The following is a 24831-nucleotide window of genomic DNA, read 5'->3' as shown; positions in this document are numbered from 1 at the left end:
CTTAGGCCGCCTTCGAACCGCCGCCGGGATTCATCATTTCCTGTTCCACCGCGTCGATCGACGGGCGCTCGTAGGAGGAGATGGTCTTGCGGCCATATTCCAGCGCCACCTGCGGCACGGAGCCGTTCATGTAGGCGAGCAGCGTCTGCTTGACGATGATGTAGAGGCGGTTCTGCTTTTCGCGCACCACCTTGATGTTGGTGATGATCGGCGTGACGATCGAATAGGACAGGAACACCCCGAGCAGCGTGCCGACGAGGGCGGCGGCGATCTTGCCGCCGAGCACTTCCGGGCTCTCGTTGATGGCGCCCATGGCCTTGATAACGCCGAGAACGGCGGCGACGATGCCGATGGCCGGGAAGGCGTCGCCCATCGTGCCAAGCGCATGATAGGGTTTCATCTTGTCGCGGGTGATTGTCTGGATTTCCTCGTCCATCAGCGCCTCGATCTCGTGGCTGCGGGCATTGCCGATGATGATGAGGCGGACGTAGTCGCAGATGAAGGCGGTCAGTTCCTTGTTGGCGAGCACCGTCGGGGCGGACTGGAAGATCGGCGATTCGGCCGGATTGTCGATATGCGCCTCGATCTCGTTGCGCGACTTGGTGCGCAGGTCCCGCATCAGGCTGTAGAGCACGCCGAGCGTATCGAGGTAGTGGCGCTCCTTCGGAACCTTGTGCTTGAAGGCCTCGCCGAGCGCCTTTCCGGTCTCCTTGATCACCTTCATCGTGTTGGCCACGATGAAGCCGCCGATCCCGGCGCCGCCGATGATCAGGAGTTCGAAGGGCTGGTTCAGCACTTCCAGATGACCACCCATGGCCATGTAGCCGCCAAGGACGCAGCCGAAGGTAACGATTAGACCGATAATGATGTTCATGAGCGCAGGTGTCCCGACACAATTCTGACCGTTCCGGAAATACGGTTCCAGCCTTGCGTGAAGCTGTACCTAACGGCAGGTTTACCGATCAGGTTCGCGCAAGCAAAAGCCGCGAGGATCATGGTTCAAAACGGGCATTCATGCCCTCCCGAACCTTGATCGGCGGCCCATCGTGACGACCACCTATACGAGCTACAAGCTGATTACCGCAGACCTCCAGACGTCGCTGAAGCGCGTTTCGGAGCAGCCGGACGTCAAGCGCGAGACGGAATACTATCTCGCCAAGATCGGCAGCGTGAAGTCGGTCGACGATTTCTTCGCCGATGCCAGGCTCTACAACTACGCGATGAAGGCGCACGGGCTGGAGGACATGGCCTATGCCAAGGCCTTCATGCGCAAGGTGCTGACGGAAGGCGTGGACGACAAGGCGGCTTTCGCCAACCAGCTCTCGGACACGCGCTACAAGGAGCTGGCACAGTCGCTGAACTTCGCCAGACACGGTGAGGTTGCCACCACCTTCGAGCGTGCGCAGAAGGGCGTCGTCGACAAATATACCCGCCAGACGCTGGAGGTCAGTGCCGGCGAGGACAATACCGGCGTGCGGCTCGCGCTCTACTTCGAGCGTATGGCTACTTCCATCACATCGGGTTACTCGATCATCGCCGATGATGCGCTGGCGCAGGTCGTGCGCACCGCGCTGCAGCTTCCGGCAGAATTTGCGGCCACCGATATCGACCGGCAGGCGGAATTTTACGAGGACGTGCTCAATCTCGAGGACTTCAAGGACACCTCGAAGGTCGGCAAGTTCCTCGAGCGCTTCACCTCCATGTGGGAACTGGAAAACCCGTCGGGCAGCTATGACCCGATGACCGCTTTCCAGCCGTCGAGCCTGACAGGCATTTCGACGGATCTCCTCATTTCCATCAACAATCTGAAACTCGGAGGTCGCTGACGTGCAGACCGGACTCTATGTATCGCTTTCGTCCCAGCTTGCGCTCGACCGCCGCCTGACGACGCTGGCCGACAATGTCGCGAACTCGACGACGGTCGGCTTCCGTGCCACGGAAATAAAGTTCAATCAGGTCGTCAGCGACCAGAAGGTCGCCGACGTCGCCTTCGTGTCGCAGGGCAACGAGTTCCTCTCCACGCGTAGCGGCGGCATGACCGAGACAGGCGGCACGCTCGACTTCGCCATCAAGGGCGATGCCTGGTTCCAGGTGCAGACGCCTTCCGGCCCGACGCTGACGCGCGACGGACGCTTCACGGTGACGGATGCCGGCGAGCTCGTCACCCTCAACGGTTATGCCGTGCTCGATGCCGGCGGCGGACCGATCCAGCTCGATCTCGCCAATGGGCCGATCCTGCTCAGCGCCGACGGCCAGCTCAACCAGAACGGCCAGCCCATCGCCGCACTCGGCCTGTTCCAGGCAGACCTTTCCGGCGGCTTCGTGCGCGCCGGCAACAGCGGCATCATCACCAACATCCCGCCGGAACCGGTCGTCGATCGCATCGATGCCGGTGTGGTGCAGGGCTACATCGAGGAATCCAACGTCAATGCCATCGGCGAGATGACGCAGCTGATCCAGGTCACGCGCGCCTTCGAAAGCGTCGCCTCGCTGATGCGCGACTCAGAGGAATCGCTGAAGGAAGCCATCCGCACCTTCGGCGGAAACCGGTAAACGCCCATGAGTTCGGCACAGGACGGCATGAGCAGCGAAACGGGCAGGGCCGGCGGCAAGCTGAATGCGCTGGCAGGCCTCGTCAAACGGTACTCCTCCCCGGAATTCTCCGTGGCGCATGGCGGCCATGTCCAGACCATTGCGGCCGGGAACTACACGGTCAGCGGCCTGTCGCGCCATGTGCGGCTCGGCGAATTCGTCGCGCATCGCAGCCCGACCGGCATCCATCTCGGCGAGGTCGTCCGCGTCGAACCAGAGACGGTCGTCGTCTGCCCGATCGAGCCGGGCGAGCCGATCGGCATCCACGACGTGGTCATCCGCAAGGGCGCGTTCCGCGTCGCGCCGACATCGGACTGGTGCGGTCGTACGATCAATGCGCTCGGCGAGCCGATCGATGGACTGGGCCCGCTCGTCCAGGGCGGCGTGCGGCGCTCGATTTCCAATTCCGCCCCGCCCTCGATGACGCGCAAGCGTGTCGAGACGGGGTTTTCCACCGGCGTGCGCGCGGTCGATATCTTCGCCCCGCTCTGCCTCGGCCAGCGCCTCGGCATCTTCGCCGGCTCGGGTGTCGGCAAGTCGACGCTGCTCTCGATGCTGGCGCGGGCCGATGCCTTCGACAAGGTGGTCATTGCGCTGGTCGGCGAACGCGGCCGCGAAGTGCGTGAATTCATCGAGGACACGCTGGGCGACAACCTGGCGAAATCCGTCGCGGTCGTCGCGACCAGTGACGAAAGCCCGATGCTGCGCAAGATGGCGCCGCTGACCGCCGTGACGATCGCCGAACACTATCGCGACCAGGGCGACAACGTGCTCCTGATCATCGACAGCGTGACGCGCTTCGCCCATGCGATCCGCGAGGTGGCGACGGCCTCCGGCGAACCGCCGATCGCCCGCGGCTATCCTGCCTCCGTCTTCACCGAGCTGCCGCGCCTCCTGGAGCGGGCCGGGCCGGGTGCGGAGGGCGCGGGCACGATCACCGCAATCATCTCGATCCTCGTCGACGGCGACAACCACAACGACCCGATCGCCGATTCGACGCGCGGTATCCTCGATGGTCATATCGTGTTGGAGCGAAGCCTTGCCGAAGAGGGCCGCTATCCGCCGATCAACCCGCTCGCCTCGATCTCGCGTCTTGCCCGCAAGGCCTGGACGCCGGACCAGGAGCGGCTGGTCGCGCGGCTGAAGGCGCTGATCCATCGCTTCGAGGAAACGCGCGACCTGCGCCTCATCGGCGGCTACCGGCCGGGAGCCGATCCCGATCTCGACATGGCGATCAAGCAGGTGCCGATCATCTATGAGGTTCTGAAACAGACGCCGGGCGAACGGCCTGCCGGCGATGCATTCTCCGATCTTGCCACGGCGCTGAAGAATGCGGCCGGGCAGGGCGGTGCGCCGGCAACGAGAAGGGGATGACAGTGACGGATTTCGACGCGGACCAGACCATTCAGCCGATGAAGCGCGCGGAAAAGGGACGCTATTCGACGGGCGACAAGCTGTTGGTGGGCACGGGCGTGCTGCTCGCCGCCATGGCGGCCTTCTTCCCGTGGTATGTCTTCCTGAATCCGGAAAAATTCTCCGTGCCGGCCCTCTGGGAGGGCACGACGCGCGATCTGCCGGAAACGGCGGCAAAGGAAGTGATGAGCGTTTCGCCCGCCGCCATGGTGGACGACGACAACGATCCGGGGCTGGAAAGCCTCGACCCGGTCTCGACGGCCACCGCGCCCAGCGTCGGCGAGAAGGACAAGGCGCTCGGCACACCGGTCGAAACTGGCCTCGACCAGCCGCTGCCGGCCTCGTCCGGCTTTCGGCTGATGCATGTGGCGAACGGTCGGGCGCTGATCGAGGATGCCAGCGGCATGTATATCGTGCGCGTCGGCTCGATCCTGCCGGACAACAGCCGTCTTGCGACCCTCGAACAGCGCGACGGCGCGTGGGTCATCGTCACCTCGAACGGCGACATCATCAAGCGCAACTGACGAACCTCCGCGGGCAAGGCGATTGCCCGTGGCTTTGCCCTCACCCTAGCCCTCTTCCCGCAAGCGCGAGAGGAGGCTTGCCGCCTCGAGCGGGTGTTGGGTTGAGGAAACCGGTACGGCATATCCCTTCGCCCCACCTGCGGGGAGAGGGTGGCCGGCAGGCCGGATGAGGGCGCGCACCCCGCGCGTATCCGAAAGACGCAGCACTTATTCTCCCGCAAATTCAGCAGGTTGCCGATAAACCGCCGCGCAGCAAGTCTGACGCAAGATTGGCTCCGTAGGTTCGCCATGAACAAGGATGGAGCTTGTCATGCAACCGATACAACTGTTTGAACTGGCCTCGAAACAAGCCGAATGGCTATCCGTCCGCCAGAGTGTGGTTGCAGGCAACATCGCCAACGCCAACACCCCCGCTTTCAAGGCGAAGGACGTCACGCCCTTTCAGGCGGTGCTCGAAACGACGGGCATCCGCATGGCGGCGACCCAGCCGGGCCATCTCACCGATGGCGGCGAGATGGCGAGCCGCGTCGTCGAAACCAAGCCCACCGACGGGATCGGCGTGCAGGAGTCCGGCAACACGGTCGGCCTTGCCGAGGAACTCATGAAAGAGGGCCAGGTCAAGCGTGAGTTCGAGTTGAATGCCGGCCTCGTCAAGGCCTTTCATCGCATGATGCTGATGACAGTCAGAAGGTAAAAAATGGATCCGCTCTTAGCTTCACTGAAAGTCGCGGCCTCGGGACTTGAGGCGCAATCCACCCGTATCCGCATCGTCTCGGAGAACCTGGCGAACGCCCGTTCGACCGGCGACGTCCCCGGTGCCGATCCCTTCCGCCGCAAGACGGTGACCTTTGCGGCCGAACTCGACCGGGCGTCCGGTGCCTCGCTCGTCGAGGTCGAACGCCTCGGCTTCGACGAGGGCGAGTTCTCGACGGAGTACGATCCCGGCAACCCGGCGGCCAATGCCGAGGGCATCGTCAAGATGCCGAACGTCAACATGCTGATCGAAATGGCCGACATGCGGGAAGCCAATCGTTCCTATGAAGCCAACCTGCAGAGCATCAAGCAGTCGCGTGACCTGATCTCGGCGACCATCGACCTCCTGAGGGCCTCGCAATGATCGAAAGCGTAAAGGGCGTCGGTTCGCTCTTCTCCACCAACGCCCTCTCGGGCGTCACCACCGAGACGTCCAATTCGGTTTCCGCCTCCGGTGCGGCCGCGCAGGGAACGGGAACCCAGATGAGCTTCGCCCAGGTGATGGGTGACATGGCGACGGATATGACCAACGCGCTGAAACTCAGCGAGACCAAGTCGTTCGAAGCCATCCAGGGCAAGGCGACGACCCGCGAAGTGGTCGATGCCGTCATGAGTGCCGAGCAGACGCTGCAGACCGCGATCGCCATCCGCGACAAGGTCGTCACCGCCTATCTCGAAGTCGCAAGAATGCAGATCTGAGGACCGGACATGAAAGCCCTTGCCATCGCCGCCACCGGCATGAACGCGCAGCAGACCAACCTTGAAGTCATCGCGAACAACATCGCGAACATCAACACGACCGGCTTCAAGCGCGCCCGCGCCGAATTCTCCGACCTGCTCTACCAGACCGAACGCGCCGCCGGCGTGCCGAACCGTGCCAACCAGGCAGTGGTGCCGGAAGGCGCCATCATCGGCCTCGGCGTCAAGACGGCCGCCATCCGCAACCTGCATCTCCAGGGCGGCCTGACGAGCACGGGCAACTCCTTCGACCTCGCGCTGATCGGTCGTGGCTGGTTCCAGATCGAGGCCGCAGACGGGTCGACGCTCTACACCCGCGCCGGCGCCTTCAACACCAATGCCGAAGGCCAGCTCGTGACCCTCGACGGCTATACGGTCGTGCCGGGCATCAACGTGCCGCAGGATGCGACGGAGATTACCGTCAGCAAGTCCGGCCAGGTTTATGCGACGGTCGGCGGCGAGCAGCAGGAACTCGGCCAGATCACGCTGGCGAATTTCGTCAACGAAGCCGGTCTCGAGCCGCTCGGCGAAAACCTCTTCCGCGAAACCGCTGCCTCCGGCCCGGCCAATGTCGGCGCGCCTGACGAAGCGGGCTTCGCCTATATCCAGCAGAACTACCTTGAAGCCTCCAACGTCGATCCGGTCAAGGAAATCACCGACCTGATCTCCGCCCAGCGCGCCTATGAGATGAACTCCAAGATCATCCAGGCCGCGGACGAAATGGCGGCCGTGGTCAGCAAGAACCTGAGATAACACCCAACACGCGGGGAACATGATGTTTCGCCTGAAAGCAGCTCTTCGGAGTGGAAAGACCCTGTCAGCCCGGTGGAGCGCGGCCCTCGTCGCGCCCGCCGCGCTCGTCGGTCTTCTCGTGGCCGATGCGGCTCTGGCCGATGTGCGCACCGCCGTCGTGCCCAAGCGCATCATCTATCCCGGCGAGGAGATCCAGGCGGGGCAGCTCGAGGTGGTCGAGGTGACCAACCCGAACATCGTCAAGGGATTTGCCGAAAGCATCTCCGACGTCAACGGGCTCATCACCAAGCGCACCCTGTTGCCCGGCCGCGTCATCCTCGTCTCGGCCCTGCGTGAACCTTTTCTCGTGAACCGTGGCACCACCGTGCAGATGGTCTTCGACGATGGCTCGCTCGTCATCCGCACCAACGGCACGCCTCTGCAGGATGCCGCCGTCGGCGAACTCATCCGGGTCCGCAACAAGGATTCGGGCGTGATCGTCTCCGGCACGGTCATGGCGGACGGAACCGTGCATGTGGTGGCGAAATGATGCGTGATCTATTCTCCCGTGCCCTTGCCGTCCTCGCCTGCCTCATGCTGGCAGCCGGGCCGGCGTTGCCGGCAGCCCGCATCAAGGATGTCGCCTCGCTGCAGGCCGGCCGCGACAACCAGCTGATCGGCTACGGCCTCGTTGTCGGCCTCCAGGGTACGGGCGACAGCATGCGGTCCTCGCCCTTCACGGAACAGTCCATGCGGGCGATGCTGCAGAACCTCGGCATCTCCATGGTTGGCACCCAGACGCGCGCCAAGAACATCGCGGCCGTGCTCGTCACCGCCAACCTGCCGCCCTTCGCGAGCCCCGGCAGCCGCATCGACGTGACCGTCGGTTCGCTCGGCGATGCCTCGTCGCTGCGTGGCGGCACGCTTGTCATGACCTCGCTCTCCGGCGCCGACGGCCAGATCTACGCAGTCGCGCAGGGTTCGATCGTCGTCACCGGCATCAGCGCCGGTGGTGAGGCCGCCACGGTGCAGCAGGGCGTCACCACGGCCGGCCGCGTACCGAACGGCGCGATCATCGAGCGTGAGCTTCCCTCGCGCTTCAAGGACAGCTCCGATCTCGTGCTGCAGCTGCGCAACCCCGATTTCTCCACGTCCGTCGGCATGGCGGACGCGATCAACCGCTATGCGGCCGCACAGTACGGATCGCCGATCGCCGAGTCGCGCGATTCGCAGTCGGTCTACGTTTCCAAGCCGAAGATGGCGGATCTCTCCCGCCTGATGGCCGATATCGAGAACCTCGTCATCGAGACCGATGCGCCCGCGCGTGTCGTCGTCAACGAGCGTACCGGGACGATCGTCATCGGCCAGGACGTCCGCATCTCACCTGTCGCGGTGAGCTACGGAACGCTCACCGTGCAGATCAACGAAATGCCGAAGGTCGTGCAGCCGGAACCCTTCTCCAGAGGCGAGACGGCGATCGAGCCGAACACGGACATCCTCGTCCAGCAGGATGGCGGCACGGTCGCCCTGCTCGACGGTTCGAGCCTGCGCTCGCTGGTCACCGGTCTCAACAGTATCGGCGTCAAGCCGGATGGCATCATCTCCATCCTGCAGAGCATCAAGACCGCAGGCGCCCTCCAGGCAGAACTGGTACTGCAATGACCGATGTCACGACCCTTACTGCCGTGAAGACGCTGGCGCGCAAGCTCGCACTGCCGCTGGCCGGCTTCGTGCTCATGGCCATTCCCGGCGCCTTCGCCGAGGAACGCCCCGTCATCATGACGACCAAGGCGACCGCCGACGAGATCCGCGAGTTCTGCACGAATATCGCAGACGCTGCGCGCGACCAGCGCTACCTGCTTCAGAAGCAGGAACTGGAAAACCTCCAGAAGGATATCGACGCGCGCATCAAGACGCTGGAAACCCGTCGCGCCGAATACGAGGACTGGCTGAACCGTCGCAACAACTTCCTCAAGACGGCCGAGGGCGGGCTCGTCGAGATCTATCGCAAGATGAAGCCTGACGCCGCGGCTGCGCAGCTTGCCGAGATCAATCCGGAGATCGCCTCGGCGATCGTCATGAAGCTGCCGCCGCGCCAATCGAGCACCATTCTGGCTGAAATGCCGGCCGACAAGGCTGCGCTGCTCACCCGTCTCATCGCCATTGCGGGCGATCCGAATACGTCAAAGGCAAAGGACCCGTCATGAAGAAGATCGCCTCCGCACTCGCCGTGGCGTTCACGCTTTCGAGCTGCACGAGCCAGGCCATCGACGAAATCGGCAGGGCTCCCTCGATGAGCCCGATCGGCAGCGGCCTCAACTACGCGGAAACGCCGCAGATGGCCATGTATCCCAAGCAGCCGCGCACCGCGGTCGCCGGCTATTCGATCTGGAGCGACCAGCAGTCTGCGCTCTTCAAGGATTCGCGCGCCTTCAAGGTCGGCGACATCCTGACCGTCAACATCCGCGTCAACGATCGCGCCACGTTCGACAACAAGACCGACCGTTCGCGTACCAACAAAAGCGGCATGAACTTCGGTTTCGGCGGCTCGGGCAACAATTTCAAGGTCGATACGGAAGCCGACCTTAAATACGGCTCCTCGACCAGCACCAAGGGCGACGGCTCGACGGAACGGTCCGAGCGGCTGAACCTGCTCGTTGCCGCTGTCGTGACGGGCGTCATCGAGAACGGCAATCTCCTGATCAGCGGTTCGCAGGAAGTGCGCGTCAACCACGAACTGCGCATCCTCAACGTCGCCGGGATCGTGCGCCCGCAGGATGTCGATGCCGACAACCAGATCGCCTACGAGCGCATCGCGGAAGCCCGCATCTCCTATGGTGGTCGTGGTCGCCTGACCGAAGTGCAGCAGCCGCCATGGGGCCAGCAGGCCGTCGATCTGCTCTCGCCGCTTTGACCAAGCCCTGACAAGACTGGAAGACGAACATGGCGGACGAAGACGAGGTCGTCGCGGAAAAGAAGAATCCGACCCTGGTCATCACCATCGCGGCCATCGCCGTGCTGACGCTGCTCGCGGCTGGCGGCGGCTGGCTGGTGGGCAACATGCTGGCCCCGCCGCCCGCCGAAAAGCCGGCGGAAGAGGTGGCGAAGGCGGAGGCCGGCGGCGAGGGAGGTGCGGAAGGCGAGGCGGCGCAGGAAGTGCCGCATATCTCGACCGAGGCCAACGGCATCGTGCTGCTCGACCCGATCACCAGCAACCTCGCCTATCCCTCGGACAACCGCATCCGCCTCGAAGTGGCGCTGATGTTCAAGGGCGTGCCCGACGTCAAGCTGGCCGAGGAAATCCACCAGGACATCCTCGCCTACATGCGCACGGTCTCGCTGCAGCAGGTGCAGGGGCCGCGCGGGTTCCAATATCTCCGGGAAGACCTGCAGGAGCGGGTTGACCTTCGGTCCGAAGGGCGCGTAACCAACGTCATGTTCCGGACCTTTGTGATCGAATGATTCGAGCCCTTCTGACCTTCGTCGCCATGATGGCGATGACCGGCGTGGCCTACGCCCAGCAGCAATTGCAGCTGCCGGGTGATTTGCTGAACGCGCAGGTCGACGGGTCGGTCGCCTCTTGGATCATCCGCACTTTCGGCCTGCTCACCGTGCTTTCGGTGGCGCCCGGCATCCTCATCATGGTGACGAGCTTTCCGCGCTTCGTCATCGCGTTCTCGATCCTTCGTTCCGGCATGGGCCTCGCCACGACGCCCTCCAACATGATCCTCGTCTCGCTGGCGCTGTTCATGACCTTCTACGTCATGGCTCCGACCTTCGACCGGGCCTGGCAGAACGGCGTGGAACCGCTGATCGCCAACCAGATCGACGAGACGGAGGCGGCCAAGCGCATCGCCGAACCTTTCCGAGAGTTCATGGTCGCCAATACCCGTGACAAGGACCTCGAACTCTTCATCTCGCTTGCGGAAGAGCGCGGCCAGACGGTCGTCGAAAACAACGTCGCGGACCTGCGCGTCGTCATCCCGGCCTTCATGATCTCGGAAATCCGCCGCGGCTTCGAGATCGGCTTCCTCGTCGTGCTGCCTTTTCTCGTCATCGACATGATCGTTGCCACCATCACCATGGCCATGGGTATGATGATGTTGCCGCCGACCTCGATTTCGCTGCCCTTCAAGATCCTGTTCTTCGTCCTCATCGACGGCTGGAACCTGCTCGTTGGCAGCCTGGTCCGCTCCTTCAGCTAAAGTATTCCGGCAGTAAAATCGCGTGGCCGTCCTGGCGTTGCTCAGGCGCGTCAGCTTTTCTTAACCATAAAATTTACCAGCGGTTAACCATACTTGGCGGTCGCTCGAAAGCACTTTGTCGATTTAAGGAGTTGGCAATGATTGGCTGCGAGTTTTGCTCAGACACGACGGGTTTGGTATCCCTTCAGATCCCTGGAGAAACCGAGTTGGCATGATGCCGAACCGCCGTAACCGGTAAAGTTTTCAGTCCGGTATGTCCCCCACCAGTATTATGTTCAAAGGGACAACGATAATGACGAGCATTCTCACCAACGTCGCGGCCATGTCTGCGCTCCAGACGCTGCGCTCCATCAACAACGGCATGGAAGACACGCAGGCGCGCGTATCCTCGGGCCTGCGCGTCGGTAGCGCGTCTGACAACGCCGCTTACTGGTCGATCGCGACCACCATGCGCTCCGACAACATGGCACTCTCCGCCGTTCAGGACGCCCTCGGCCTCGGCGCTGCCAAGGTTGACACCGCCTATGCGGGTATGAACTCCTCGATTGAAGTCGTCAAGGAAATCAAGAAGAAGCTGGTAACGGCGACGGAAGATGGCGTTGACAAGGTCAAGATCCAGGAAGAAATCACCCAGCTGCAGCAGCAGCTCGTGAGCATCTCGGACGCTGCCTCCTTCTCCGGCGAAAACTGGCTGAAGGCGAATGTCGGCGACAACACGAGCGTTGTTGCATCCTTCGTTCGTGATGCCAGCGGCAACGTTTCGGTCAAGAAGGTCGACTACGCCCTCGACGCTTCGACGGTCCTGTTCGATGCGACCGGCGGCAAAGCTGGTATCCTCGATCGCGAAACCTCGATCGACGGCAACGGTATTGCAGTCAACGTCAACATCGGCGGCACGACGAGCACCTACAACGTGGTCCGTTACACGACCGCCGAGGTCATCGCCGACAACGCAGCATTCGACGCTGGCGGCGACGTTGCAGTTGGCGGTACGGCCGGTCGCCCCGGCTACGTCAAGGTTGCTGACGATACCTGGGTAGAAGCGATCGACCAGTCCGGCGCGACGGATCACGAGATCTTCGCAACGGACAGCGGCGGGGCCGTATGGGCCATCGACGCAACGAAGCTGGCGACGTCCACCATTCCGGATGCGACGGTTTCGGGCTTCACGATCACCGCTGCAACGACGGGTCCCGAACTTGACGACCTGATCCAGATGGTCGACACGGCGCTCGAAGACATGACCAGCGCGGCTGCCGATCTCGGTTCGCTCGGCATGCGCATCGAACTGCAGGACGAATTCGTTTCCAAGCTGACAGATTCCATCGACAAGGGCGTTGCTCGCCTGGTCGAGGCTGACATGAACGAAGAATCGACCCGCCTGAAGGCGCTGCAGACGCAGCAGCAGCTGGCCATCCAGTCGCTGTCGATCGCCAACAGCTCGTCGCAGAACATCCTGTCGCTCTTCCGTTAATCGGCAAGCACATGGGAATGACGAACGGGGGCTGACCGTTCGATCAAACACCTCGATAAGGCCGCTCCCGAAAGGGGGCGGCCTTATCGTTTTTTTAACCCTTTTCTGGCACGCGCGTGCGCGCGAAGGTTGTAAAAAAACTCCATCTGCCCCCGAATTTCTGCGCCGCTTAGGAAAGCTTTAACCATGTTGGCATTAGCTAAGGCCATCGAAGCGGCAAACTGATCTTTGAAAAATCAAGGATTTAGTGGGCATGATGCTGACTGCCGCTCCCGGTGAAACCCGGAATGTCCCTTATCGTTCAGCCAATCAGGGGCAAGTACTCTTATGACGAGCATTCTTACCAACGTTGCGGCCATGTCCGCGCTCCAGACCTTGCGCTCCATCAGCAGCAGCATGGAAGAAACGCAGGCGCGCGTATCTTCGGGCCTGCGCGTCGGTAGCGCGTCCGACAACGCCGCTTACTGGTCGATCGCGACCACCATGCGCTCCGACAACATGGCACTCTCCGCCGTTCAGGACGCCCTCGGCCTTGGTGCCGCCAAGGTTGATACCGCCTATGCCGGTATGAATTCCTCGGTCGAAGTCGTCAAGGAAATCAAGAAGAAGCTGGTCGCCGCCACGGAAGACGGCGTCGACAAGGACAAGATCCAGGAAGAAATCACCCAGCTGCAGCAGCAGCTCGTCAGCATCTCCGATGCTGCCTCCTTCTCCGGCGAAAACTGGCTGAAGGCGGATGTCGGCACCAAGACGAGCGTCGTTGCGTCGTTCGTTCGTGATGCCAGCGGCAATGTGTCGGTGAAGAAGGTCGATTACGACCTCGACGCGACCACGGTCCTGTTCGACTCGACCGGCGGCAAGCAGGGTATCCTCGACCGCGAAACCGCCATTGACGGCAACGGCGTGGCCGTCAACGTCAACATCGGTGGTACGACCGACACCTACAATGTCATTCGCTACACGACCGCTGAGGTCATCGCAGACGGTGCGACGTTTGACTCCCTCGGTGTCGTGGCTTCTGGCGGCACGAACGGTTTTGCCGGCTACGTCAAGGTCGCCGATGATACGTGGGTTGCTGCGGTTGATCAGTCCGGTGCAACGGACCACGAGATTTTCGCGACGGACAGCGGCGGTGCTGTGTGGGCCATCGACGAAACGCAGACGGCGACCTCCACCATTCCGGACGCCACCGTTTCCGGCTTCACGATCACCAACACCACCACTGGTGCCGAACTCGACGACCTGATCCAGATGGTCGACACGGCGCTCGAAGACATGACCAGCGCGGCCGCCGACCTCGGTTCGCTCGGCATGCGCATCGATCTCCAGGAAGAGTTCGTCTCCAAGCTGACGGAATCCATCGACAAGGGTATCGGCCGTCTGGTTGACGCCGACATGAACGAAGAGTCGACCCGCCTGAAGGCGCTGCAGACGCAGCAGCAGCTGGGCATCCAGTCGCTGTCGATCGCCAACTCGGCTTCGGAAAGCATCCTCACGCTCTTCCGTTAATCGGAAAACGACAGGACCTTTCACGGTTCCCAGGAGGCCCCGGACTATCCGGGGCCTTCTTTCGTTTGGCTGGTCCGCGTCAGAGTGGCGGGTGCAGGAAGGTCGACATTGCCGCATTCTCCGCGCGGCGGGAGAGATAGAGCCGCGCCGTATCGAGTGCCTCGCGGATCGTCACGTCCATGTCGAGATAGCGGTAGGTGCCGAGGCGCCCGACGAAGGTAACGTCGGCCTCCTGTTCCGCGCGGGCGACATAGTCGGCAAGCTGCGCCTTTTCGTCCACCAGGCGGATTGGGTAGTAGGGAATGTCGTCCGGCTCGCAGGCGCGCGAGAATTCGCGGTAGCACACCGAGCCCGCGGGGTTCTCCCAGGGCGAGAAATGCTTGTGCTCGGTGATACGGGTGTACGGCACCGAGACGTCGCCATAGTTCATCACCGCACAGCCCTGATAGTCGCCCTCATAGGTGAAGCGCTCGAAATCGAGCGTGCGATAGCCGAGCCGGCCGAGTTCGTAGTCGAAGTAGCCGTCGAGCGGACCGGAATAGAAGACATGGCTGTAGCCGGTCTTCTCGCCGCGCCGGAAGCCGGTCTCAAGGGCCACCGTGATGTTCGGATGATGGAGGATCCGCGCGATCATCTCGGTATAGCCGGTCTCCGGCATGCCCTGGTATTTGTGGAAGAAATAGTTGTCCTCATAGTTGAAGCGCACCGGCAGGCGCTTCAGGATCGAGGCCGGCAGCTCGGTCGGCGAACAACCCCACTGTTTCTGCGTATAGCCCTTGAAGAAGGCCTCGTAGAGGTCGCGCCCGACGAAGCGCAGTGCCTGCTCCTCGAAGGTCTGCGGGTCGGTGATCGTCTTGTCCGCCTGCTCTTCCAGAAAGGCGCGCGCCTCGTCCGGCCGGAAGCTCTTGCCGAAGAACTGGTTGATCGTATGCAGGTTTATCGGCAGCGAATAGACTTGCCCGCCGCTCGTCGCCTTCACGCGGTTCTTGTAGGGCATGAAGGTCATGAAACCGTTCACATAGTCCCACACTTCCGTGTCGTCCGTGTGGAAGATATGCGGCCCGTAGACATGCACCATCACGCCGGTCGCCTCGTCCCGTTCGGTGTGGCAGTTGCCGCCGATATGGTTTCGCTGGTCGACGATCTCGATAGTGTAGCCGGCCTCGGCAAGCGTGCGGCCGATGACGGCGCCGGAAAGGCCGGCGCCGACGATGAGGATTTTTTCCTTCATGCGCATGGAACCCGGCCCTCAGCCTGTCGCCCGCAGGGCGAGCTGCGGCGCCTCGTCAACCGGAAAGAGGCGTTCGCGCATGAGCACTTCATAGGCCTCGACGAGCGGGCTTGGGTCCCATCCGCGCTCCTGCGGACCGAAGCTCAGGTGGCTCACGGTGAAGTCCGAATAGATTGCCGTCGGGCGCTGCAGGAGCGTCGGAACGCCGATGGTCAGTGCGTGCTCGTCGTCGCCCTGGGGCAGGGCCATGTGCACGAGATCGCGGCCGAGCCAGGCGATGAAGTTGATCGACTGCCGCTCCGTCCAGTCGACGACCCTGGCCGGAAGGGCGAGCGGCCTGCCGCCCTGGCCGAGGAAGAAGTCGTGAAGTTTCACGGCCCGCTCGGCGCTCTCCCAGAGGCTGCCGCCGAAGCCGCCCGGCGGCAACTCGAAATGGCCGACAACGGGTGGAATGGAGCCGGCGGCCTGCTGGAAATAGGCGCAGACGCCGTTGTTCACCACATTGGCCGAGACGACGAAGTAATGCGGGTTGTTCCGCCGGAACTGGATGAAGCCGTCAAGTTCGTCGATGTCAAGATAGACGATGTCGTCGTCGCATTTCAGGAACACCGCATCGGAGAAGGCCTCCAGCCGCGTGGCATAATAGTCGTAGGCCTGCCAGTAGGGCATCTGCTCGTTCGGATTGCCGATATAGCGCCGCGTGGCGGTGCCGGCATCGCAGAGCTCGAGGTCCGCGCCCCAGCCGCCACGCATCTGCACGCCCGCGCCGGCAGAGAAGTCGAGTTCCGGCCAGCTGCCGATGGTCACGCCGTTGACGCGCAGCGTCGGTGCGCCGGCCGCATCGAGTGATAGCACGACATCGTTCGGCCGGCCGGGAGAGAGCACACCGGGCGTCGGCGCGCTCCACAGGTTGGCATCGTCGCCGCGCTCGGGGTTCTCCAGCTTTTCGCGCGGGATCTTGCGCATCGCCGAATGGGTGTTCCGCCAGCCGCCGACCACGAATTCATAGTGGTCGTTCGGCCGGTCATGCGGGGTGAGGGTGATGTGCAGGTCGTGCCGGATGCGGGCACTGGTGCGGAACGAGGCCTGGCGCGAAACGCCCCCGACCGGCTGGTAGGGCACTTTCGAGCCCATGTAGCGCACCGGGCCGAACTCCCGGCTCACCCAGGCATGGTCTTCAGCCGACCGGGTGAAGTCCCAGATGTGCCACTCGTCGATGATCCCGAGATCCATCGCCCGGCGGACATACTGGGTGAGGATTTCCATTCGCTTCTGCCGTCCGGCAAAGGTCACCAGGATTACGGGGGTCATGCTGTCCTCGTCATTCAGAACTTCAGGATTGCGGGCGGGCCTAAGGGTCAGGGGGCCGGTGCGGGCCAGAGGCGGGCATCGGGCCAGAGCGGGGCGTGTTCATCGAGGCGGGCGAGTGCCTCACGGTAGCGCAGCCGGTAGGCCTCGTCGGTCTCGAACTCGATCCCGGCGGCAGCAAGCTCGGCGCCGATTTCGTAGTAGACGTCGAGGTTGCGCAGGTCTGGCACCGGCGTTTCACCGCGTTCGGCGTCACCCTGCATCTGCCAGAACAGCGCTTCGAGGCGGCGGGCAAGGGCCGGCATGTCGCGCAGTGCGCAGGTCTCCCGCTGGCGCTGGAGCGAGCCCTTCACTGCGGCAAGGCTTGCCGGGTTCCGGGCAAAGGCGACGGCCTTGTGCACGTAGTCATCCGGGCCGGAGCAGATCATCTCGGGAATGCCGGCAGCCGAAGCAATGCTGGCGCAGAAGCGCGAGGCGAAGCTCTTGCCCTCGATGGTCAGCACCGGCAGGCCTTGGGTGATGGCGTCGGCCGCCGTCGAGTGGGCGCCGTAGGGGAAGGTGTCGAGGAAGAGATCGGCAAGGCCGATGCGGGCGAGGTGGTCGGGGTTCTGTGCCTTGCCGGCGAAGATGATGCGCTCCGGCGCAACGCCGTTCTGGGTCGCGATCTGCTTCAGGCGCTCGTTGACGCTGTCGTCGCCGGCAAGCAGCCACAATACGCTGCCGGGCGTTGCAAGGAGGATCGCCATCCAGCGCCCGAAGCAGGCGGCGGTGATCTTTTGCATGCCGTTGAAGCTCGCGAAGACGAAGGCGTTTTCGGGCAGGCCGACACTGGCGCGTGTCGGGCGCGGAGAGACGGCACGCTTGCGGTCCACCGGCTGGTTGCACGCGATGCGCAGGACCTTCTCGGTGTAGTAGATCTCGTTTTCCGGCGGCACGATATGCTCGTCGGCGATCATGTACTGGTGGTAGGGGCTCGCCACGGTGCCCGGGTAGCCGCAGAAGTTCACGATGACGGGTGCCGGCCGGTAGGCGAAGATCTTGGTGCGGGCATGCTTAGTATAGCCGTTGACGTCGACGAGCACGTCGATCGCGTCGGCAGCGATCTGGCGGGCGGCGTCGATGTCGCTGAGCGCGGTGATGTCGCGCCAATGGTCGACAGCCTGCTTGATGCGTGCCTGGGTCTGGTCGAGAGGCGCCGGGTCGCCGCAATAATAGGCGAAGATCTCGACACTCGCCTTGTCATGCAGTTCGAGCACTTCGCTGAGCGCGAAACCGACTGCGTGCTGACGCAGGTCCGAGGAGACGTAGCCGATGCGTAGCCGCTGCCCGGTTCCGGATTTCTGTTGCACCGGATTGCGCGCGAAGTCCTGGACATCGGCCGGGCGGCCGACATTCGTGCGGCAGTAGCGATGGGCCTTTGCCAGGTGGAAAATGGGATCGTCCGTGTAGCAGGCGATCGTCATGGACGAGGTCGCATCCATGAAATGACGTGGCGTGACGTGGAGGGAGGGCGTGAAGACCGGCCACTTGCACTGGCGCATGCGCAGCGAGATCCAGTGCTGTGCCGCCTCGGGACGCGATGGCTGCAGCTCCATGGCCTGCCAGAGGGCGGCCTCGGCCTCCTCCAGATGTCCTGTGCCCTCCAGAACGCGGCCGATATGCTGAAGGCTGAGCAGGCGATTGCTGATCCTGTCCGGCGTGACGTCGGCGGTCGCATCGGCATAGATGCGCCATTGTTGTACGGCCTGTCCCGTCAAGCCGCAGTCTTCGAGCGTCCTGCCGAGATTGATATGCGCCTGCCCGAATTGCGGGTTGATGCGCACCGCGGCGCGAAGGGCTTGCAGCGCGCCGGCTGCATCGCCGGCCTTCGAGAGTGCAACCGCATAATTGAAATAGGCAAGGTGCAGCAAAGGGTTGCTGTCGTTGAAGGCGATCCAGATCTTGTAGAGTTCGCCCGCCTGCGCCGTCGCCCCGGCCGCCGTCAGGCCTTCCGTCATCTGGAACAGCTCGGCCAGCGAAAGCTGCTGGTTGCGGGCCCGTCCGAGGATGTTGAGGAACGATGCGGCGGGATCGGCGAGAATGGGGGTGCTGACGGTCATGACATCCTGCGGCAAGGGGGCCTGCTGGCCGGGCGGTTGAACGGCTCGAAAGGAGCTCGTCTGCCTTGCTATCGGAGTTGACTTGCGTCGGGCTGGTCGTTTTGCGGGAAGGGAAGGCCGCCGCAGGGGGCGGAAGAAAGAGCAGCGGCGCGGTGTGGACCGCGCCGCTGCATGTCTGGATTAGATCGCGGCGTAGGCCTGGATGACCGCTTCGACCTGTGCCGAGTTCATCGCGGCGATCTGCTCGGCCTTGAGGGCCAGGATCTGGGCGGAACCGAGGGCTGCGATGTCCTCGGTGGCCAGGCCCTGCAGGGCCTTCAGGCCGATTGCAGCGATTTCGTCTGTCGTGAAGGTCTTGATGTCTTCCGAGCTCATCGCCTGGATGGCGGCTGCGCTGAGGCCCGCGATCTGCGAGCTGGTCAGAGCCGCGACCTGGGTCGTCGACAGAGCCTCGATCTGGCCGCTGGTCAGGCCCGCAATCTGCTTGGAGTCGAGAGCGGCGATCTGGCCGGTGCTGAGGGCCGCGATCTGCGAGCTGTTGACCGTTGCGATCTGCTTGGCGCTCAGGCCGGCGATCTGGCCGGTCGAGAGAGCAGCAAGCTGGCCGGTCGACAGGGCATTCAGCTGGGTGCTGGTGAGGGCACCGATCTGCTTGCTGTCGAGGGCTGCGATGGCGGCCGTGGTGATGCCGGCGAGGGCCGAACCTTCGAGGCCGGCGAGGGCCTTGAGGTTGATGGCAGCCAGTTCATCGGTGCTGAACAGAGCCAGTTCCGCCGAGTCGATGGTCTTCAGGGCGGCGGCGCTGAGCGCTGCGACCTGCGAGCTCGTCAGGGCTGCGATCTGACCGGTCGTCAGGGACGCTGCCTGGCCGCTGGTCAGGGCGCCGATCTGGGCGCTGCCCAGCGAGGCGATCTGGCCGGTGGTGAGGGCTGCGATCTGCGAACCGTCGATCGTTGCAACCTGCTTGGCGCTGAGGCCTGCAAGCTGGCCGGTGCCGAGGGCTGCGATCTGGCCGGTCGACAGGGCATTCAGCTGGGTGCTGGTGAGGGCACCGACCTGCTTGCTGTCGAGGGCTGCGATGGCGGCCGTCGTGATACCGGCGAGGGCCGAAGCTTCGAGACCTGCGAGGGCCTTGACGTTGATGGCGGCCAGTTCATCCGTGCTGAACAGGGCCAGTTCCGCCGAGTCGATGGTCTTCAGGGCGGCGGCGCTGAGCGCTGCGACCTGTGAGCTTGTCAGGGCTGCGATCTGGCCGGTCGTCAGGGACGTTGCCTGAGCGCTGGTCAGGGCGCCGATCTGGGCGCTGCCCAGCGAGGCGATCTGGCCGGTGCTGAGGGCTGCGATCTGCGAACCGTTGATCGTGGCAACCTGCTTGGCGCTGAGACCTGCGAGCTGGCCGGTCGTCAGGGCTGCGAGCTGGCCGGTCGACAGGGCATTCAGCTGGGTGCTGGTGAGGGCACCGACCTGCTTGCTGTCGAGGGCTGCGATGGCGGCCGTCGTGATACCGGCGAGAGCCGAGGTTTCGAGGCCGGCGAGGGCCTTGACGTTGATGGCGGCCAGTTCATCGGTGCTGAACAGAGCCAGTTCCGCCGCGTCGAGGGTCTTGACGACCGCCGCGCTGAGGGCTGCGACCTGCGAGCTGGTGAGGGCTGCAACCTGACCCGTCGAGAGGGCCGCTGCCTGACCGCTGGTCAGGGCGCCGATCTGGGCGCTCGACAGGCCGGCGATCTGGCCGGTGCTGAGTGCTGCGATCTGCGTCGAGTTGATCGTGGCGACCTGCTTGGCGCTCAGGCCGGCGATCTGGCCGCTGGAGAGAGCTGCGAGCTGACCGGTGGAGAGCGCATTCAGCTGGGTGCTGGTGAGGGCACCGACCTGCTTGCTGCCGAGGGCTGCGATGGCGGCCGTCGTGATGCCGGCAAGAGCGGAGGCTTCGAGGCCGGCAAGGGCCTTGAGGTTGATGGCAGCCAGTTCATCCGTGCTGAACAGGGCGAGTTCGGCCGAGTCGATGGTCTTCAGCGCGGTGGCGCTGAGGGCTGCGACCTGCGAGCTGGTGAGGGCTGCAACCTGGCCCGTCGAGAGGGCTGCTGCCTGGCCGCTGGTCAGGGCGCCGATCTGGGCGCTGCCCAGCGAGGCGATCTGGCCGGTGCTGAGGGCTGCGATCTGCGTCGAGCTGATCGTGGCGACCTGCTTGGCGCTCAGGCCTGCGAGCTGGCCGGTCGTCAGGGCTGCGAGCTGGCCGGTCGACAGGGCATTGAACTGGGTGCTGGTGAGGGCACCGATCTGCTTGCTGTCGAGGGCGGTGATGGCAGCCGTGGTGATGCCGGCGAGAGCTGCGGCGTCGAGGCCGGCGAGAGCCTTGACGTTGATGGCCGCCAGCTCATCCGTGCTGAACAGCGCGAGTTCCGCCGAGTCGATGGTCTTCATGGTCGCGGCGCTGAGCGCTGCAGCCTGCGAGCTGGTGAGGGCTGCAATCTGGCCCGTCGACAGAGCCGCTGCTTGGCCGCTGGTCAGGGCGCCGATCTGGCCGCTCGACAGGCCGGCGATCTGGCCGGTGCTGAGGGCTGCGATCTGCGAGCTGTTGACTGTCGCGATCTGCTTGGCGCTCAGGCCGGCGATCTGGCCGCTGGTGAGGGCTGCAAGCTGGCCGGTGGACAGCGCGTTCAGCTGGGTGCTGGTGAGGGCACCGATCTGCTTGCTGTCGAGGGCTGCGATAGCGGCGGTCGTGATGCCGGCAATAGCCGAAGCTTCGAGACCGGCAAGAGCCTTGACGTTGATGGCGGCCAGCTCATCCGTGCTGAACAGGGCGATTTCCGCCGAGTCGACCGTCTTGAGAGCGGCTGCACTCAGTGCTGCAACCTGCGAGCTGGTGAGGGCGGTGATCTGGGCCGTAGAGAGGGCCGCTGCCTGACCGCTGGTCAGGGCGCCGACCTGGGCGCTGCTCAGCGAAGCGATCTGGCCGGTGCTGAGGGCACCAACCTGGGCGCTGGAGAGCGTCGCGAACTGCTTGGCGCTCAGGCCGGCAAGCTGGCTTGTGCCGAGGGCGGCGACCTGGCCGGTGGACAGGGCGTTGAGCTGAGCGCTGGAGAGGGCTGCGATCTGGCCGGTGCCGAGGGCGCCGACGGCAGCGGTCGTGATGCCGGCAAGGGCACCGGTGTCGAGGCCGGCAATGGCCTTCGCGCCGATGGCGGCCAGTTCATCCGTGCTGAACAGGGCCAGTTCCGCCGAATCGATGGTCTTCAGGGCGGCGGCGCTGAGCGCTGCGACCTGCGAGCTGGTCAGGGCGGCGATCTGGGCCGTCGACAGGGCTGCAGCCTGCCCGCTGGTCAGGGCGGCGACATGCGCGCTGTTCAGGCTGGCGATGCTGCCCGATGCGATGCCGGCGAGGGCGGCGGCGTCGAGGCTGGCGAAGGCCTTGACGTTGATGGCTGCCAGTTCGTCCGTGCTGAAGAGGGCAAGCTCCGCCGAATCGAGGGTCTTGACTGCCGCACCGCTGAGGCCGGCGACCTGGGTGGAGGTGAGGGCGGCGATCTGGCCCGTCGACAGGGCTGCAGCCTGGCCGCTGGTGAAGGCGCTGAGCTGCGCGCTGGAGAGCGATGCGATCTGGGCGGTGCTGAGAGCGGCGATCTGCGTCGAGGAGAGCGTGCCAACCTGCTTTGCCGTCAGGCCGGCGAGCTGGCCGGTGGTGAGGGCGCCGAGTTGGCCGGTGGAGAGGGCGTTGAGCTGGCCGCTGGAGAGGACGGCGATCTGTGCGGTACCGAGGGCGGCGATGCTCGCCGTCGCGATGCCGGCGAGGGCGGCTGTGGTGATGCCGGCGATTGCCTTGACGTTGATGGCGCCGAGCTCATCGGTGGTGAAGAGCGCGATTTCCGCGGAATCGATGGTGGAAAGGACCTGGTAGCCGAGGGCTGCGATCTGCGAGGAGTTCAGCACGGCGATTTCGTCCGTGGTGAAGGTCGCAACCTGCGCGCTGGTGAGCGCCGCGGCCTGGGTGGCCTTGAGGCCCGTAATATGGCCGGAGGTCAGCGACGAGATCTGCGCGGCGCTGAGGCCGGCGATGGACTTGACGGCGATCGAGCCGATCTGGTCCGAGGTGAAGGAAAGCAGGCTCGTCGACGTGAAGGCGTTGAGCTGGGCAGCGCTGAGCGCCGCGACCTTTTCGGAGGTCAGTGCCGCAACGTCCTCGGTGTTGAGGAGCTGGATCGCATTCGTGGAAAGGTTCCGGATCTGGCTGGGAGTCAGATTGGTGATAATCGAAGTCATGGACGCGCGCCCTTGTGTTAGCGGATGACAAACGTCGTTTTCGTTCCACCGACCGTGCGGGAAGAGGTTCGATCTTCTCCTCGGGTCCCCAGGCGCGCAAAGCACCCGCCGTATACCGCTCGGTCGAGCGCCATCTTCGGCGCTAACGGTCCGGACGTCCGGTTGGACGAAAACAATGTCACATGAAACATGGCTCGAACGAGCCAGCGCATTGGAAGGGCATCATGCGCGGGGCTGATGGCAGCCCCGATCCCTACGCCATCGGTCGCAAACGCCATCCATTGGCTATGCTTTTTCAGGGCAGACCGAGCCGGGCAGAAAAATTGCCCCAGCCAGCCCTTTTCGACCACGTTAAGTTCTAATCGGCAGCTTTTAATTTTGGGTTAACAGGCGCGCAGCGCAGGTTGTATCCCACCTTGCCCCATCCCCCGATAGGCAGGCCCTCGGTGTGGAAGCGTGCTGGTTGTAGTGCGGCGTGTCCGGGGACGGCACGGCGCCTCGTGAAAGGACGATGGGGGAAGGAGCCCCGTAGCGTCGCCTTTCTTCAAAAACGGCGAAAACTGGCTTTGGGAAATAAACTGTATTTTCATCTTTCTGCTGTCGCATCTCCTGCGTTAACCATTTGTTAACCATTCAGCATTAACCCTTTGTTAAGAACGACGGACTGGCGCCCAGGGCAAACGAGCGGCGCCGGATGCATGAAGCCCTTCGTCGTTACCGGTCCCCGCCTCACTCCGGCATGTCCCCGACAATTCCTTTTCAGGGCAAGTGCCAATGACCAGCATATTGACCAACTCCGCCGCCATGGCGGCGCTGCAGACCCTCCGTTCCATCGACAACGGACTTGAAACCACCCAGGGCCGCGTTTCGTCAGGCATGCGCGTCGAAACCGCCGCCGACAATGCCGCCTACTGGTCGATCGCGACGACGATGCGTTCCGACAATCGCGCCATCTCGACCGTCGCCGACGCTCTCGGCCTCGGTGCTGCCAAGGTCGATACCGCCTATACGGCGCTCGAGAACGTCATCGAGGTGATGAGCGAGATCAAGGCCAAGCTGGTGGCCGCCCGCGAGCCGGGCGTCGACAAGAACAAGATCAATGACGAACTGGAGGAGTTGAAGAACCAGCTCGTCTCGGCCGCCCAGTCGGCCTCCTTCTCCGGTGAGAACTGGCTCTACAATTCCGGCACGGATCCGCTCGGCGTCAAATCCGTCGTCGCCTCCTTCGTTCGAACCGCGAGCGGCAACGTCAAGGTCGCCACGCTCGATTTCGACACCCAGAACTCCGTGCTGATCGACGTGCAGGACCCCACGCGGGGTTACCTCACCCGGCCCATCGACGCCGATGAACTGGTGGACGATCCGACGGGCACCGCCCGGGAATACTATCTGATCGCATCGGATCCGGTGGCCTCCGGGGATCCCATCGAGATCGACGGCAACACCGACTATGCCGATCTCGACGACATGATCAGCGTGGTCGACGATATTCTCAAGGACCTCACGAACGCGGCGTCCACGCTCGGCGCCATCAGCAGCCGCATCGAGATGCAGGAGAGCTTCGTCGGCAGCCTCAATGATGTGATCGACAAGGGCATCGGCCGCCTTGTCGATGCGGACATGAACGAGGAATCGACCCGCCTGAAGGCGCTGCAGACGCAGCAGCAGCTCGGCATCCAGTCGCTGTCGATCGCCAATTCGAGCGCCGAAAACATCCTCCAGCTCTTCCGCCAGTAAGGGCAGTGAATTCTTCTCTTCCGCCCTGGCCGTTGGTCATCGGCCGAGGCGGGCGGTTGGGCCGCGCTATTTGCCCTGGCGCGGCCCAACACCTTTCATCTTCATCCTCGCACAAGTTTGGAGCCCTAGGCTCGGTGGCACGATCAGGAAGATTGTGTGCCTTGCGTCTTGCGGAAGGTGCGTGTCCGAGGAGACAGGTCAGCGGTGGTGTCAGGTTCCAGTGTTTTCGAGAGCGAGCGTCAAAACGGTCCGCGGG

22 protein-coding genes are annotated in these 24831 nt (G+C 63.8%); 17 read left to right on the top strand and 5 right to left on the bottom strand.

Annotation, left to right across the window (positions count from 1 at the left end; genetic code table 11):
* Position 1 precedes the first annotated feature (1 nt).
* Positions 2-874 (bottom strand): flagellar motor stator protein MotA, encoded by an 873-nt coding sequence (motA, locus tag AKG11_RS21980; RefSeq protein ID WP_024270508.1) that lies wholly within the window; start codon positions 872-874, stop codon positions 2-4.
* A gap of 172 nt (positions 875-1046) precedes the next feature.
* On the opposite strand from motA, the gene AKG11_RS21975 reads away from it, so the two are divergent.
* The 16 genes from AKG11_RS21975 to AKG11_RS21900 all read left to right on the top strand — a co-directional run bounded on the left by AKG11_RS21975 (position 1047) and on the right by AKG11_RS21900 (position 13940).
* A complete protein-coding gene (locus AKG11_RS21975) occupies positions 1047-1826 on the top strand; it encodes a DUF1217 domain-containing protein (protein ID WP_023516094.1) in 780 nt (259 codons plus the stop codon).
* 1 nt (position 1827) lies between these two features.
* Positions 1828-2553, top strand: a complete 726-nt coding sequence (flgF, locus tag AKG11_RS21970; RefSeq protein WP_023516095.1) for a flagellar basal-body rod protein FlgF — start codon at positions 1828-1830, stop codon at positions 2551-2553.
* Positions 2554-2580: 27 nt separating this feature from the next.
* Complete coding sequence (fliI, locus tag AKG11_RS21965) at positions 2581-3966, top strand: flagellar protein export ATPase FliI (RefSeq protein WP_088016502.1); 1386 nt, start codon at positions 2581-2583, stop codon at positions 3964-3966.
* Complete coding sequence (locus tag AKG11_RS21960) at positions 3963-4529, top strand: hypothetical protein (RefSeq protein ID WP_050745459.1); 567 nt, start codon at positions 3963-3965, stop codon at positions 4527-4529. Before fliI ends, AKG11_RS21960 begins: the two co-directional genes overlap by 4 nt.
* A gap of 310 nt (positions 4530-4839) precedes the next feature.
* The gene (gene flgB, locus AKG11_RS21955) at positions 4840-5223 is read left to right on the top strand and encodes a flagellar basal body rod protein FlgB (RefSeq protein WP_024270507.1); all 384 of its coding nucleotides are present in this window, start codon (positions 4840-4842) and stop codon (positions 5221-5223) included.
* A 3-nt stretch (positions 5224-5226) separates the two neighbouring features.
* Positions 5227-5646 carry a flagellar basal body rod protein FlgC gene (gene flgC / locus AKG11_RS21950; protein WP_024270506.1) on the top strand — a complete coding sequence of 140 codons (420 nt, stop codon included), beginning with the start codon at positions 5227-5229 and terminating at the stop codon, positions 5644-5646.
* On the top strand, positions 5643-5981 hold the full coding sequence (locus AKG11_RS21945) for a flagellar hook-basal body complex protein FliE (RefSeq protein WP_050745458.1): 339 nt from the start codon (positions 5643-5645) through the stop codon (positions 5979-5981). The genes flgC and AKG11_RS21945 overlap by 4 nt, the downstream gene beginning before the upstream one ends.
* A 9-nt stretch (positions 5982-5990) precedes the next feature.
* Complete coding sequence (gene flgG, locus AKG11_RS21940; RefSeq protein ID WP_023516327.1) at positions 5991-6773, top strand: flagellar basal-body rod protein FlgG; 783 nt, start codon at positions 5991-5993, stop codon at positions 6771-6773.
* 19 nt (positions 6774-6792) lie between these two features.
* Positions 6793-7302: a flagellar basal body P-ring formation chaperone FlgA gene (gene flgA, locus AKG11_RS21935; protein ID WP_050745457.1), complete on the top strand. Its 510-nt coding sequence runs from the start codon at positions 6793-6795 to the stop codon at positions 7300-7302.
* Positions 7302-8414, top strand: coding sequence for a flagellar basal body P-ring protein FlgI (locus AKG11_RS21930; RefSeq protein ID WP_037407019.1), 1113 nt, complete (start codon positions 7302-7304; stop codon positions 8412-8414). Before flgA ends, AKG11_RS21930 begins: the two co-directional genes overlap by 1 nt.
* Entirely contained in the window at positions 8411-8959 is a 549-nt protein-coding gene (locus tag AKG11_RS21925) for a MotE family protein (RefSeq protein ID WP_050745456.1), read from the top strand. Before AKG11_RS21930 ends, AKG11_RS21925 begins: the two co-directional genes overlap by 4 nt.
* The gene (gene flgH / locus AKG11_RS21920) at positions 8956-9666 is read left to right on the top strand and encodes a flagellar basal body L-ring protein FlgH (protein WP_050745455.1); all 711 of its coding nucleotides are present in this window, start codon (positions 8956-8958) and stop codon (positions 9664-9666) included. The genes AKG11_RS21925 and flgH overlap by 4 nt, the downstream gene beginning before the upstream one ends.
* Before the next feature lie 29 nt (positions 9667-9695).
* Entirely contained in the window at positions 9696-10214 is a 519-nt protein-coding gene (gene fliL / locus AKG11_RS21915) for a flagellar basal body-associated FliL family protein (RefSeq protein ID WP_050745454.1), read from the top strand.
* On the top strand, positions 10211-10957 hold the full coding sequence (gene fliP, locus AKG11_RS21910; RefSeq protein ID WP_024270504.1) for a flagellar type III secretion system pore protein FliP: 747 nt from the start codon (positions 10211-10213) through the stop codon (positions 10955-10957). Before fliL ends, fliP begins: the two co-directional genes overlap by 4 nt.
* 292 nt (positions 10958-11249) lie before the next feature.
* Positions 11250-12431 carry a flagellin N-terminal helical domain-containing protein gene (locus tag AKG11_RS21905; RefSeq protein ID WP_024270503.1) on the top strand — a complete coding sequence of 394 codons (1182 nt, stop codon included), beginning with the start codon at positions 11250-11252 and terminating at the stop codon, positions 12429-12431.
* A 327-nt stretch (positions 12432-12758) separates the two neighbouring features.
* The gene (locus AKG11_RS21900) at positions 12759-13940 is read left to right on the top strand and encodes a flagellin N-terminal helical domain-containing protein (RefSeq protein WP_024270502.1); all 1182 of its coding nucleotides are present in this window, start codon (positions 12759-12761) and stop codon (positions 13938-13940) included.
* Positions 13941-14019: 79 nt separating this feature from the next.
* Here AKG11_RS21900 and glf read toward each other — a convergent pair whose 3' ends face one another.
* From glf to AKG11_RS21880, 4 genes are all read right to left on the bottom strand, one after another.
* The gene (glf, locus tag AKG11_RS21895; protein WP_050745453.1) at positions 14020-15177 is read right to left on the bottom strand and encodes a UDP-galactopyranose mutase; all 1158 of its coding nucleotides are present in this window, start codon (positions 15175-15177) and stop codon (positions 14020-14022) included.
* A gap of 12 nt (positions 15178-15189) precedes the next feature.
* Positions 15190-16482 (bottom strand): DUF6250 domain-containing protein, encoded by a 1293-nt coding sequence (locus AKG11_RS21890; protein WP_050745452.1) that lies wholly within the window; start codon positions 16480-16482, stop codon positions 15190-15192.
* A 47-nt stretch (positions 16483-16529) separates the two neighbouring features.
* On the bottom strand, positions 16530-18578 hold the full coding sequence (locus AKG11_RS21885) for an O-linked N-acetylglucosamine transferase, SPINDLY family protein (protein WP_050745451.1): 2049 nt from the start codon (positions 18576-18578) through the stop codon (positions 16530-16532).
* A gap of 180 nt (positions 18579-18758) precedes the next feature.
* Complete coding sequence (locus AKG11_RS21880) at positions 18759-22838, bottom strand: beta strand repeat-containing protein (RefSeq protein ID WP_050745450.1); 4080 nt, start codon at positions 22836-22838, stop codon at positions 18759-18761.
* Between the two features lie 774 nt (positions 22839-23612).
* Here AKG11_RS21880 and AKG11_RS21875 point away from each other — a divergent pair.
* Entirely contained in the window at positions 23613-24575 is a 963-nt protein-coding gene (locus AKG11_RS21875) for a flagellin N-terminal helical domain-containing protein (protein WP_050745449.1), read from the top strand.
* The last annotated feature ends 256 nt before the right edge of the window (positions 24576-24831 follow it).

Source organism: Shinella sp. SUS2 (assembly GCF_001262505.1).
Classification (GTDB): domain Bacteria; phylum Pseudomonadota; class Alphaproteobacteria; order Rhizobiales; family Rhizobiaceae; genus Shinella.
Note: the sequence above shows the minus strand (reverse complement) of the source record. Positions and strands in the feature narration are given on the sequence as shown.

What these genes read in the sequence shown, in the direction of transcription:
- AKG11_RS21925 (WP_050745456.1), top strand. Translation starts at nt 8,411, where the DNA reads ATGACCGATGTCACGACCCTTACTGCCGTGAAGACGCTGGCGCGCAAG.
- motA (WP_024270508.1), bottom strand. Translation starts at nt 874, where the DNA reads ATGAACATCATTATCGGTCTAATCGTTACCTTCGGCTGCGTCCTTGGC.
- flgC (WP_024270506.1), top strand. Translation starts at nt 5,227, where the DNA reads ATGGATCCGCTCTTAGCTTCACTGAAAGTCGCGGCCTCGGGACTTGAG.
- AKG11_RS21875 (WP_050745449.1), top strand. Translation starts at nt 23,613, where the DNA reads ATGACCAGCATATTGACCAACTCCGCCGCCATGGCGGCGCTGCAGACC.
- glf (WP_050745453.1), bottom strand. Translation starts at nt 15,177, where the DNA reads ATGCGCATGAAGGAAAAAATCCTCATCGTCGGCGCCGGCCTTTCCGGC.
- AKG11_RS21890 (WP_050745452.1), bottom strand. Translation starts at nt 16,482, where the DNA reads ATGACCCCCGTAATCCTGGTGACCTTTGCCGGACGGCAGAAGCGAATG.
- AKG11_RS21905 (WP_024270503.1), top strand. Translation starts at nt 11,250, where the DNA reads ATGACGAGCATTCTCACCAACGTCGCGGCCATGTCTGCGCTCCAGACG.
- AKG11_RS21880 (WP_050745450.1), bottom strand. Translation starts at nt 22,838, where the DNA reads ATGACTTCGATTATCACCAATCTGACTCCCAGCCAGATCCGGAACCTT.
- flgG (WP_023516327.1), top strand. Translation starts at nt 5,991, where the DNA reads ATGAAAGCCCTTGCCATCGCCGCCACCGGCATGAACGCGCAGCAGACC.
- flgB (WP_024270507.1), top strand. Translation starts at nt 4,840, where the DNA reads ATGCAACCGATACAACTGTTTGAACTGGCCTCGAAACAAGCCGAATGG.
- AKG11_RS21885 (WP_050745451.1), bottom strand. Translation starts at nt 18,578, where the DNA reads ATGACCGTCAGCACCCCCATTCTCGCCGATCCCGCCGCATCGTTCCTC.
- fliP (WP_024270504.1), top strand. Translation starts at nt 10,211, where the DNA reads ATGATTCGAGCCCTTCTGACCTTCGTCGCCATGATGGCGATGACCGGC.
- flgH (WP_050745455.1), top strand. Translation starts at nt 8,956, where the DNA reads ATGAAGAAGATCGCCTCCGCACTCGCCGTGGCGTTCACGCTTTCGAGC.
- AKG11_RS21930 (WP_037407019.1), top strand. Translation starts at nt 7,302, where the DNA reads ATGCGTGATCTATTCTCCCGTGCCCTTGCCGTCCTCGCCTGCCTCATG.
- AKG11_RS21960 (WP_050745459.1), top strand. Translation starts at nt 3,963, where the DNA reads ATGACAGTGACGGATTTCGACGCGGACCAGACCATTCAGCCGATGAAG.
- AKG11_RS21945 (WP_050745458.1), top strand. Translation starts at nt 5,643, where the DNA reads ATGATCGAAAGCGTAAAGGGCGTCGGTTCGCTCTTCTCCACCAACGCC.
- flgA (WP_050745457.1), top strand. Translation starts at nt 6,793, where the DNA reads ATGATGTTTCGCCTGAAAGCAGCTCTTCGGAGTGGAAAGACCCTGTCA.
- fliL (WP_050745454.1), top strand. Translation starts at nt 9,696, where the DNA reads ATGGCGGACGAAGACGAGGTCGTCGCGGAAAAGAAGAATCCGACCCTG.
- AKG11_RS21900 (WP_024270502.1), top strand. Translation starts at nt 12,759, where the DNA reads ATGACGAGCATTCTTACCAACGTTGCGGCCATGTCCGCGCTCCAGACC.
- fliI (WP_088016502.1), top strand. Translation starts at nt 2,581, where the DNA reads ATGAGCAGCGAAACGGGCAGGGCCGGCGGCAAGCTGAATGCGCTGGCA.